General features: G+C 37.9%; 8 protein-coding genes and 1 tRNA gene. 4 read left to right on the top strand and 5 right to left on the bottom strand.

Going from position 1 to position 12178, the window contains the following annotated elements; translation table 11 throughout:
- Positions 1-22: 22 nt before the first annotated feature.
- The gene (fabA, locus tag GQO39_RS05735; protein WP_156851347.1) at positions 23-532 is read right to left on the bottom strand and encodes a 3-hydroxyacyl-[acyl-carrier-protein] dehydratase FabA; all 510 of its coding nucleotides are present in this window, start codon (positions 530-532) and stop codon (positions 23-25) included.
- A gap of 230 nt (positions 533-762) precedes the next feature.
- Here fabA and irrA point away from each other — a divergent pair, with 230 nt between their 5' ends.
- Positions 763-1257, top strand: coding sequence for an iron response transcriptional regulator IrrA (gene irrA / locus GQO39_RS05730; RefSeq protein ID WP_156851364.1), 495 nt, complete (start codon positions 763-765; stop codon positions 1255-1257).
- Between the two features lie 58 nt (positions 1258-1315).
- On the opposite strand, the gene GQO39_RS05725 is transcribed toward irrA, so the two are convergent.
- The 4 genes from GQO39_RS05725 to GQO39_RS05710 all read right to left on the bottom strand — a co-directional run bounded on the left by GQO39_RS05725 (position 1316) and on the right by GQO39_RS05710 (position 5390).
- Positions 1316-1894 carry an SH3 domain-containing protein gene (locus GQO39_RS05725; protein ID WP_156851346.1) on the bottom strand — a complete coding sequence of 193 codons (579 nt, stop codon included), beginning with the start codon at positions 1892-1894 and terminating at the stop codon, positions 1316-1318.
- Positions 1895-2572: 678 nt separating this feature from the next.
- The gene (gene rpsU, locus GQO39_RS05720) at positions 2573-2806 is read right to left on the bottom strand and encodes a 30S ribosomal protein S21 (protein WP_007552384.1); all 234 of its coding nucleotides are present in this window, start codon (positions 2804-2806) and stop codon (positions 2573-2575) included.
- 184 nt (positions 2807-2990) lie between these two features.
- The gene (locus GQO39_RS05715) at positions 2991-4664 is read right to left on the bottom strand and encodes a formate--tetrahydrofolate ligase (protein WP_156851345.1); all 1674 of its coding nucleotides are present in this window, start codon (positions 4662-4664) and stop codon (positions 2991-2993) included.
- 649 nt (positions 4665-5313) lie between these two features.
- Positions 5314-5390: transfer RNA gene (locus tag GQO39_RS05710), tRNA-Arg, on the bottom strand.
- Positions 5391-5765: 375 nt separating this feature from the next.
- Here GQO39_RS05710 and GQO39_RS05705 point away from each other — a divergent pair.
- From GQO39_RS05705 to pgi, 3 genes are all read left to right on the top strand, one after another.
- Complete coding sequence (locus GQO39_RS05705; RefSeq protein WP_156851344.1) at positions 5766-6908, top strand: efflux RND transporter periplasmic adaptor subunit; 1143 nt, start codon at positions 5766-5768, stop codon at positions 6906-6908.
- Positions 6905-10039, top strand: coding sequence for an efflux RND transporter permease subunit (locus GQO39_RS05700; RefSeq protein WP_156851343.1), 3135 nt, complete (start codon positions 6905-6907; stop codon positions 10037-10039). The genes GQO39_RS05705 and GQO39_RS05700 overlap by 4 nt, the downstream gene beginning before the upstream one ends.
- Positions 10040-10237: 198 nt before the next feature.
- Entirely contained in the window at positions 10238-11908 is a 1671-nt protein-coding gene (pgi, locus tag GQO39_RS05695; RefSeq protein WP_156851342.1) for a glucose-6-phosphate isomerase, read from the top strand.
- Positions 11909-12178 lie beyond the last annotated feature (270 nt).

Here is a 12178-nt window from a genome sequence, read left to right as displayed (position 1 = left end):
GTCCCTACTAATGGAAATAATTTCAGTCTTCTTTAAATAAAGCAACCCGTAAATCACTCGCTTTATAGATGGATTCCCCATCTGCTTTTACCCATCCATCGGCTATTCCCAAGACCAAATTTCCACGCCGAATACGTTTAAAATCTATTCCATATTCAAGAAGTTTGGTTTGCGGAGTTACCATACCTGACAACTTTACTTCACCTGTTGATATAGCTCTTCCTTTGCCAAGTTCACCTAACCAACCAAGAAAAAAACCTGTTAATTGCCACATACCATCTAAACCGAGACATCCTGGCATGACCGGATCACCTATAAAGTGACAGTCAAAGAACCATAGGTCTGGAGTAATATCAAATTCGGCACGGACCATTCCTTTATTGTATTCACCACCAGCTTCACTAATTTTGGTAATTCGATGAATCATCAACATTGGTGGTGCAGGTAATTGTGCGTTACCCCTCCCAAACATTTCGCCGCGCGCGCAGCTTAGAAGTTCTTCATAAGTGTAGCGAGACTTTTGTTCAGCCATTGTTACTCCATTTATTTATGTATATTTTTGCTTCTGCGCTTCTTCATAATCTACTTTTAGAGCAAATTTTAAAGAGAGGGAAATGATTTTATATCATTTTTAATGACAAATACCCTTTTTTATGTATCCTACACGGTGGGTTATTTAAAAATGGAATAAAAATTACACCATACTGTCCCCATTTTTATATTTTAACCTTATTTAAACAGGAATAAGTTGTGGTTTTTAACATGTCTGTGAGTGTAGACAATTTAGGTTTGAATGAAGAACAACAGTCAGCGAAGGACTGTGTGGAGATTGTACATCACTATTCCATCCCTATGTTAGAAAAACATTTACGTCAAAACGGGTTGCGGCCAACACGTCAGCGGTTAGAGCTTGCTCATATGATTTTTTCTCAAGGCAACCGTCATATTGCTGCTGAGGAGCTTTATGAAGAGGCAATAGCGCTGGGTGTGCCTGTGTCTTTAGCAACTGTCTATAATACGCTTCATCAATTTACAGAAGCGGGATTATTACGGATTATTGCCGTAGAAGGTTCGAAAACTTGGTTTGATACCAATACATCTAATCATTATCATTTTTACATAGAAGGTGAAAATCGTATTCTTGATATTCCGTGCGATTTAGAAGAAGCTCCTATTATCGGGAATTTGCCTAAACCACCAGAGGGTATGGAAATTTCACATGTTGATTTGATAGTTCGGTTAAAACCCAAAATCTAATTATAGGACTCAAGGAGTTTAATAAAGAATAAAAATTAAAATTGGTTGATTTGAAAATTTACCAACCTTTTATTTTTTCATCAGGATAGATTCCCCATAACTGTGGTTGAGGAAGCCACCCGCGCGTGTTATTAATGTTTAACTCGCACCAGTATCCATTGCATTGGCGGATATTACCAATGACGTTAGGCTCTACTTCTGCTACAAGTTCTGCGTTGTCTGCAGGAACTTTGCGTAGCATAAGCCTTTTTGTTTTATCTTTTTGCCATGGAATAGTTATAGCGGTTCGTTTTCCTGATAAAAGCGATTGATATACCCATCCCTCATCACCTTCGGCATCACGAATTTTGCGCCATTGATCATATTCTTGGATGATTTCAATAGGCAGTCCCTGTTTTTTGTAGGTAAAAATGATAGAGTAATTGCTTCCTGGTCCGATGCGTACATTAACACGGGTAGGTTTAATCGAAGCAAATCGCGGAAGTGGTAAACCACTTGGTCCTAAATTCTGCTCTGAATGTTGATTGGGCGTTTGTGCGTACAAAAAATGAGGTGAACTGAATACGAATACAAAGGTTCCTGCCATTAGGATACATAATGCAAGCAGTGAGAATCGAAACCAACTAGAATATTGCACACTTAAACCTTTTATCTCTTCATTTTTATGTATTGGTAATCTAAGAACTGGAAGATATGATTGAGAACTGATTAAAATATGGCATACCGCTAGTTAAAGAGATCTAAACAGTGAAGAAATTGTTATAAGAATAACAGAATAAGTAAAACCAAAGTTTGAACTTCTAATGCTTAAAATGTCTATGAGAGTGTATCGTTAAATCAACATCCAATTCTCATGCAGCTATATGTTTGAAATAAATGTTGAGTATTGAGACGGTTGAATATTTTGTAAACTGTATCAGCTGTTGTATGACAGATAGAGCTAAAATACTTATCGATCTGTGTAATTTACTTCTAAAACAAAAAGGCAGCCATATGTCTATTATGAATCAAAAAAGCAGTTTTAGAATAGGATGAAATATACGCTTAATAGACTCATTTAAATGTAAGAAAATAAACAACATTGGAGAAGTCCAAGATATGATGGGATGACTCATAACTGTGCAAACATAAAAATGGTGATTCTCAGTGTTAATGCTTCTTAAAAACTTGCAAAGAATGATCTATTATTCTCATGTCTCAAAATAGCTGAAAGAGAAAAGAACCTCATAAGGCACTACAACTGAGAATAGACAATCACTCTCATAGATGCAAACAAAAATTCTACAATACAATCACACAGAAATTTATTCACACACTATTTTAACGCTGCAGTTCGACTGTTACCAACAAGACCTTCTCTTTGCGCACGCTTACGTGCAAGCTTACGTGTGCGACGAACAGCTTCAGCCTTCTCACGAGCACGCTTCTCAGAAGGCTTTTCATAGTAACTACGCATCTTCATTTCGCGGAAGATACCCTCACGCTGCATCTTTTTTTTCAACGCACGTAGCGCCTGATCAACATTATTATCACGAACGAGTACTTGCACTATTTATCCTGCTTTATTTCAGTATCATAATAGAAAGAAAAATCCCTTTTAAATAGATATCTAAAAGGACACACATCGCACATACCACACAAAGAAGGGGCTTGTCTATATCACTTTTTAAAATTCTAATCTTTTCATTATAGGGTGCTTTTCATAATGAATGATTGACTTTACAAGTATAAGCTTATGAAAGCCCTTGTATCTGATCATTTTCGTCAAGATGAATTTTTTCAGCGATAGGGTAATGCGGTAAACCGGGCATGGTCATAACATCTCCGCAAATGACAACAATAAAGCCTGCACCTGCAGAGAGACGAACTTCTCGCACAGGAATTTCAAAATCAACAGGAGCGCCGTATTTCGTTGGATCAGAGGAAAAAGAATAAGGGGTTTTTGCCATACAAATAGGAAGTGCACCATAGCCCTCTTTTTCCCAACATTCAAGTTGCTTGAGAATATGACCTGCGATTATAGCTTTGCGTCCGCCATAGAGATTTGTTATGATACAATTAATTTTCTGAACGAGCGGCAGGTTATCTTTATACAGAACTTTGAAATGGGCACTTTTTCCTTCAATTAAGCTAACGAGCTCTTGTGCGAGTTCTGTGGCGCCTTTCCCACCTTGTTTCCAATGTTTGCAGAGAACAGCTTTGCACCCAGTTGTCGAAACTATTTTTTGCAATGTACTTATTTCAGCATCGCTATCAGTATCAAAATGATTGATAGCAACAATACAAGGGATGCCATAGTGTTCCATATTTTTTATATGTCGTAGAAGATTGGCTGCTCCCTTTTGTAAAGCCGCGATATTTTCTACTGTCAAATCATTTTTAGCTACTCCACCATTCATTTTTAGTGCGCGAATTGTTGCGACAATTACTGTAGCATCTGGTGTAATATCAGCTTGTCGACATTTAATGTTGAAAAATTTTTCTGCTCCGAGATCTGCTCCAAACCCTGCTTCTGTGACAACATAATCCGCAAGTTTTAAAGCGGTTTTTGTTGCTATAACTGAATTACAACCATGAGCAATATTTGCAAAAGGTCCTCCGTGGACAAGAACAGGGTTATTTTCAATTGTTTGTACAAGATTAGGTTGCAGAGCATCTTTGAGAAGAACTGTCATGGCACCTTCCGCATTGAGATCAGCAACTGTCACAGGTGTTTTATCGTAACGATAGGCGACAATAATTTTTTTGAGTCTTTGCGTAAGATTTTCTAGATTTTTGGCAAGACAAAAAATAGCCATAATTTCTGATGCAACAGTAATATCAAAACCTGTTTGACGCGGAAAACCGTTAGTCACTCCACCCAATGAAATAACGATATCACGCAATGCGCGGTCATTCACGTCAAGGACTCGCTTCCAAACAATACGGCGTGGATCAATATTCAGGCTATTTCCCCAATAGATATGATTATCTATCATTGCAGCAAGAAGATTATGAGCAGCCGTAATGGCATGAAAATCACCAGTAAAATGCAAATTAAGGTCATCCATTGGTATAACTTGGGCATAACCACCTCCAGCAGCACCACCTTTTATACCAAAGCAAGGACCTAAGGATGGTTCTCTCAAGGCAGCTATTGTTTTCTTTCCAATCAGATTGAGAGCGTCATTGAGTCCAACCGTTGTTGTTGTTTTTCCTTCTCCAGCAGGTGTTGGATTGATAGCTGTGACGAGGATAAGTTTACCATCCGGTTTTTTATTGAGCGATTCTATGTATGCCGAAGAAATTTTAGCTTTGTCATGTCCATAGGGAATGAGATTTTCATATGCGATACCAATTTTTTGCGCAATTTTAGTGATGTGTTGCTTTTGAGCAGAGCGAGCAATTTCAATATCTGTTTTAGGCATGGAAAGATTCTTTAAACTTGACTTTTGTTACCATTATGGAGGTGTATATTCTCGGGCGAGAACACTTATAACACATGGAAATAGGAAAAGCATCATAGAGGTTGATGATATACTGTGCAAGACGGAATACTAAAGTAGGATAAGAGGAATGTTTATAGATTTTTTAGCAAAACAATTTTAGTTCCGGCAAGCTTTTAGAAAAAATGAGAATCTTATAAAAAGCCCTTTTACATAAATACATTAGACTGTTCATGAAAGCGCTTTGTTGCCTTTTTGATTCTCCCTACAATTTATTTTATTCAGATTTTTTTTATCTCTTACTAAGGAAGAATGTGATAGCTTTGGAAATTGCGTGGGAAAATTTTATTAAAATGGTGAAGATTTTCCGGAAAAAGACAGAATATTTTGTTTTGAATTTTAAGAGATGAAAGAAGTTTTCAAAGCCTTCTATTTTTGAGTAGTGAAAACACATTCAATATTTAGTGCACTCACAAGTACCTTGAAAAAGAGGGGCTGATTCGCAATCAAAAGAATAATTATAGTACCCGCTTAATAGTATTATAAGTGCATGATAGAAGGTGATTCAATCGTGAAATTTATAGTTAAAATACCGATAACGCACTGAAGAAAAGTAAAAAACTTCTATAAATGGCGCACCCGAAGAGATTCGAACTCCTGACCCCCAGATTCGTAGTCTGGTGCTCTATCCAGCTGAGCTACGGGTGCATTTTGCAGTTTTTTATCTTATTAAGATTAAGGGGTTCCTAATCGTTTCATTGAGGAATTGCAAGGGAAACTTGGTGTAAATAAAAAAATTATCTCTTCATTGATGATATATTTAAAAAAGGTTACAGTGCATTTCCAGTTTCAGTTGAATTTTGTATGATAATTTCTCTGTAGAGTTAACGGTATCAATATGAACGATAGTTAACTTGACGTTGTTGTTCAAGAAAGATAGTCAAGCAAGAGATGAGATATGTTTTTTGCGGTGGAGGGGTAAGATACATTACCTGTCGTTCAGTTTTTGTATGAAACTCGGATATCACTGTTGGGGATTTTTTCAGATAAATTTATATATTCATGACACAATAAGGTAGATGTATGGAGTTGTTAAAAAAGATCTTTCCATTGGTGTTTTTCATTGTCATTTTGATGGTTACTTATTGGGCAGGGAAACAGAGTTCAGAGCAACGCATTTCTATAGCGGATAAAACAACAAATGCATTGCATAAAACTTCGAAGCCCCCGACAGGAAGTCCGCCGACAAATGTTGTTGTTGATCTTGTTAAAGTTCAGGATTTTTATGAACAGTTGAGTGTTCTTGGGAACGGACGAGCGTTTGCTGCGGTGGAGCTAACCCCTTGGTCATCAGGTATTATTGATAAGGTTTTTGTATCAGCTGGCACGAAAGTACAGGTGGGTGATGTGATTGCAAAGCTTGATTCTAAAAAGGAAGAAATAGCGGCTGCAAAAGCAAAAATACAACGTGATAATAGCGCTTTAACACTTTCGCGTATTCTTAAATTACGTGTCAGTCATACAGCGACAGAGGTTCAGGAAATTATGGCACGCTTAGAACTGGATAACGCAAATTTGGTTCTACGTAATGCTGAACTAGATCTTGAACGGCACACAATTCGTGCACCGATTAGTGGTGTTATTGGTATTTTACCCATTGATAAGGGCAATGCTGTTATTCCTAACACTGTAATAGGTCGTATTGAGAATAGAGAACGTATTTTTATCGATATATGGGTTCCTGAACGATATGTATCGCAAATACATAAAGGAGATGAAGTAACGGCAACATTAACGGCACAGCCGGATAAAGTTTTTGTTGGTCATATTTATGCGATTGATAATGTTGTTAATATAGAAAGCCGCACACTTCATATTCAAGTTGAAATCAATAATGAAAAAGATACGCTCATGACAGGTATGTCTTTTTCTGTTGCGTTAGAATTCTATGGTGGTTCTTTTCCTGTCGTTAATCCTCTTGCGGTTCAATGGAACAGTAGAGGGTCATTTGTTTGGCGTGAAAGAGAGGGAAAGGTAGAGCCTATTCCAGTATCGATTATTCAGCATAAAGCAGATCAAGTATTTGTGAAAGCACCTCTAAAAAGTGGTGAACGAGTTATCATACAGGGAGTACAGATGCTCCATCCAGGAAGTAGGGTTACTTTTGATGATCCAAAGCCCGATCAACAGCAATTATCAGCCGTTTATGGGCAGGATGTACAATGAGCCAAAAATTTAGCACAAAACAGCTTATGGTACAGATGGAGCAGGGCGGTATAATTGCATTATTTATTCGCAGGCCGGTTTTTACCTTTGTTTTGAATGCTATGATTATGATTGCGGGGTTTGCTGCATGGTTAAATGTTGATGTACGCGAATTACCAGATGTTGATACTCCAGTGACGACGATCATGACGATTTTTTCTGGTGCATCGGCAGAGACAGTTGATCGTGAAATTACAAAAGTTATAGAAGATACAGTTTCTCGTGTTTCAGGTGTTAAGACAATTTCTTCAACTTCTTCTTTTGGACGTTCCCGTGTGGAGGTTAGTTTTAATGTTGGTGTTGATTTGAATGTTGCAGCATCTGATATTCGTGATGCTCTGTCTCGTGTTGCTTATTCTTTACCTAAAAACGCGGATTCACCTCTGATCATTAAAGCAGATTCAAATGCTGCTGCAATGATGTATTTGGTTGTGACTTCACCAACGATGAGCATTGATGATTTAACAACGGTTGTAAACGATCAGGTTGTTGATGCACTGTCTGCTGTTGATGGTGTTGGTGATGTGCAAGTCGATAGTGCGCGCACGAAGGTTTTTCAGGTTGATATAGATCAGGCAAAACTTGCTAGTTATGGATTAACCGTGGCAGATATTTCACGTGTTCTTACTGATATGACAACGGATGTACCTGTTGGGTCGTTACGTAATTCTAAGCAAGCTTTAATTGTACGCGCTACTGCACGTTTAACAACGCCAGAAGCTTTTGAACAAGTTGTCTTAAAACCTCATGTGCATCTTGGTGATGTTGCACATGTTACTTTGTCACCGGATGTAGAAACGGTTATCCTTCGTATCAACGGAAAGACAGGCATTGGGTTGGGAATTGTGCGCAAAGCACAATCCAATACCCTTAATATTTCCGAAGGTGTTAGAGCGGTTGTCAATAATCTTAAGAGTGTTGTTCCTTCTTCTGTGCATATAAGTATTATTAGTGACGATGCACTTTTTATTAAAAGCGCGCTTCATGAGGTTGAGGTTGCACTGATCATTGCTATCCTTAGCGTTATCTTGGTTATTTTTCTTTTTCTAAGAGATATTCGTGTAACGCTTATTCCCACTTTATCTCTTCCTGTAGCTTTGATTGGTACAATTGCTGCCATTTATCTTGTAGGGTTTTCGTTGAATATTCTCACATTTTTAGGATTGGTTTTGGCGACAGGGCTTGTGGTGGATGATGCTATTGTTGTTCTGGAAAATATTGTTCGATGGCGCAATATGGGATTAGGCCCTAGAGCAGCGGCGGTGTTAGGGACGCGTGAAGTATTTTTTGCTGTTTTAGCAACAACATTGACTCTCGTTGCCGTTTTTGTGCCTATTTCTTTCCTTCCTGGACAAGTTGGTGCACTTTTTAGAGAATTTGGTTTTGTGTTGGCAATTTCTATTCTGCTTTCTTCGGTTGTTGCTTTAACTCTTTGTCCTATGTTGGCCTCACGTTTTCTTAAAGAACATGTTGAGGGTAATAAAGGAGGGACGCATCCTTCTATCATTCTGTACAAATTAGGCTCTTTTTTGAGCAAGGGATATGCTTATAGTTTGCATAAATGTTTGGGAAAACCTTGGACCGTCGTCATTGTTTCACTTATTTTTGCGGGTCTTTGTGTTGGAGGTTATATGAAATTACAACAGGAATTGACACCAGCAGAAGACAGAGCTCTCATTTTTTTGGTCATTAGTGGACCACAGGGTATTTCAACACAATATCTGAATGAACAGGTAGAGCAAATTGAAGCGAGTTTACAACCGTTACATGATTCTGGAGAAATTGCTAACAGTTATTCTATTGCGGGCATTGGCGGTTCGTCGAATACTGCTTTTTTGGTTTTGTTGCTTTCATCTTGGGATAAGCGTTTGCGTAGTCAGCAAGAAATCGTGAAAGATGTTAATGCAAAGGTTAGACAATTTCCCGCAGTTTTTGTGTTTGCCGCGCAGGGAAATTCTTTAGGTGTGAGGGGCACTAGCCAAGGGTTACAATTTGCAATTCTTGGGAATGATTATACAAAATTACAACTCATTGCTGATAAGTTGGTTAGTGCTTTACAAACTGATCCGCATTTCATTCGTCCTCGTCTTACTGTTGATGCCACGCAACCGCAATTTTTTATTGAAATTAATCGAGAAAAAGCCTCTGATTTAGGGATTGATATTACCAATCTGGGCAATACATTACAAGCAATGTTGGATGGTAAAAAAATCGGTTCCATTTACGTAGATGATCACTCTTACGATGTTAAATTGACATCGCGTAAAAATCCAATGGAAAGCCCTAGTGATTTGGAAAATATTTTTTTAAAAACTAAAGGAAATCAGTATGTTCCTTTGTCAGTTATTGCAAATTTACATGAAAAAGCTATTGCTCCCCAATTAAAACGGGAGAAGCGCATGAGTGCTGTTATTTTAAGCGCAAATCTTGCTCCAGGTGTTGTCTTAGGGGATGCTTATCAAATTGTACAGAAAGTTGCTGCTCCTTTGTTATCGAAAGGAAACTATGTGGTTCCCTTGGGAGAAGCTGCGACACTTGATGAAACATCTTCTAATTTTATGATTGTTTTTGGAATTGCCTTTGTAATTATTTTATTGGTTTTAGCTGCACAGTTTGAAAGTTTTATTTCAGGATTTATTATCATGGCTACCGTACCATTAGGGATTGGTTGTGCTGTAATTGCGATGCTTTTAAGCGGTGTTAGTCTCAATATTTACAGTCAAATTGGTTTAATTTTGTTGATTGGAGTTATGGCAAAAAATGGTATTCTCATTGTTGAGTTTGCAGACCAGTTACGTGATCAAGGTAAAAGTGTGCATGAAGCTATAGAAGAAGCGGCGAATATTCGTCTTCGTCCAGTTTGTATGACAATGATTTGTGCCATTTTAGGGGGAATCCCTTTGATTTTAGCCAAGGGAGCTGGTGCAGAGGCACGTATAGCTCTAGGTTGGGTTATTGTTGGTGGTTTGGGACTGGCAACTATTTTTACACTCTATGTTACACCTGTTGTTTATCTTTTTCTCGGACGTTTTGTAAGAGCAAAAGCAGAAGAAACTATACACTTGACAAGAGAACTTAGCCAAGTTGAATAATGTATCTGGTAGGAAAGATTTGGAAGTTTTTTTTACTCTTGTTTTACAAATGTCATTTTGGGAGTCTTATCTTTCCATTTTTGTACCCCCTAATCCTGTACGTGAGAAGTAAAAATAACTAGTAACAAAGGAGACGCTCTCTGTTTTATCATTATTTATGCATAGATTTCATTGTCAATAACTGTGCGGGATAAGTTCATGGAAGGTAGCTTTTTGATTCGAAACGAAAAAGCTTTTGGGGAAGCTTTGAAAGCTTTAAGAAGACACGCGACAAAGGATGGAGTACATGATATTCGTCGGCATTTCGAAGAGGATAAGCAGCGTTTTTCTCATTTTTCTTTAAGACTTGATGATCTCCTTTTCGATTTTTCGAAGTGTGGTGTCACATTTAAAACGTTGCAACTCTTGGATAATTTGGCTGTTGCCGCAGATGTATTAGGCAGGCGTGAAGCAATGTTTTCAGGTCAGGCCATTAATATAACTGAAAAGCGCTCTGTGCTTCATATTGCATTACGTTTACCTGCCGACGAAGTTTTTATGTTGGATGGGCATGATCTTGTCCAAGATATTCAGGCTGTTTTTAACGATATGGAAAGATTTTCTGAAATGGTGCGTGATGGCAGCTATAAGGGAGAAAGTGGTGAGAGAATAAATGATATTGTAAACATTGGTATTGGTGGTTCTGATCTTGGTCCTGCGATGGTCACACGTGCCTTAAAACCTTATCATGATGGTCCGCGTTGTCATTTCGTTTCTAATGCTGACAGTGCAGATATTTCTGATACTCTCTCTGTTTTGAATCCAGCAACGACTTTATTTATCATCGCTTCTAAGACTTTTACAACGGCTGAAACAATAGCAAATGCTCAAATTGCACGTCAATGGATTCATTCACATTTAGGGGAAAAGGCTGTTTGTACGCATTTTGTTGCTGTTTCGAGTTCACTTGATAAAGTGGCGAAGTTTGGCATAGATTTTTCAAGAGTTTTTAGATTTTGGGATTGGGTTGGAGGGCGTTATTCAATTTGGTCAGCCATTGGTCTTGTTGTTATGTTAGCAATAGGAGGGCAGAATTTCCGTCAATTTCTCAAAGGCGCTCTGCAGATGGATCAACATTTTAAAGCAATGCCTTTGCATAAAAATATTCCTATTCGATTTGCTCTTTTAGGGTTCTGGCATCGTGTTATTTGTGGTTATTCATCACGTGCTATCATTCCATATGCGCAGCGTTTAGCGTGTTTTCCGGCTTATTTGCAACAACTTGATATGGAATCAAATGGTAAGCAGGTTTCTTTGGATGGTAAACCATTAACTTTTTCGAGTGGTCCGGTTGTTTGGGGTAATTCAGGGACAAATGGTCAACATGCTTTTTTTCAACTTCTGCATCAAGGAACAGATGTCATTCCTGTAGAATTTATTTTATTTATAAAAGGGCATGAACGAAATTTAGATCCTATGTGTGACATGTTGGTAGCAAATTGCTTAGCGCAATCAAAAGCCTTGATGAAGGGGCGTAGTGTCGAAGATGCTTGGCATATACTTGTAAAAAATGGCATTGGTGAACGTGCAGCAGATAATTTAGCACTTCATAGAAGTTTTGAAGGAAACCGCCCCAGTATTATGCTGGTTCAGGATTTATTGACACCTTTTGCACTTGGCCGTCTCATTGCGCTTTATGAGCATCGTATTTTTGTTGAAGGTATTTTAATGAATATTAATTCATTTGATCAATGGGGTGTTGAGCTTGGCAAAGAATTAGCAAATGAATTGTTATCAATACTCCGAGGAGAAAATACAGCAGATAATCGTGATAGTTCAACAGTAGGTTTGTTGACACACATTCAGGTAAGACGTGCAGAACGAATATGATTTGCTAGTAGCTTTGTACTAAATAGGAAAAGATAGGATTGGAGAATCACGAGATAATTCATTATTTTTGTGTATATTTTTTGCCATCGGCGGACATTATTTTTCAGATTAGATTTTGACGGAAGAAAACCAAAAAAGAGCAAAAAATGACAAAGATCAGCATTTGATAGCAAAAAAGCTGTAGTTTGACAGTAGATTTTGTACTAAGTGGGAAAAGGTGGGATTAGGTAGGAATACGTGGTAATTTGTTGTTTTTATGTATAAAATTTA

The sequence above is a fragment of the Bartonella refiksaydamii genome, from assembly GCF_902652675.1.
In the GTDB taxonomy this organism is placed as follows: domain Bacteria; phylum Pseudomonadota; class Alphaproteobacteria; order Rhizobiales; family Rhizobiaceae; genus Bartonella; species Bartonella refiksaydamii.
This window is presented reverse-complemented; position numbering and strand designations above follow the sequence as displayed.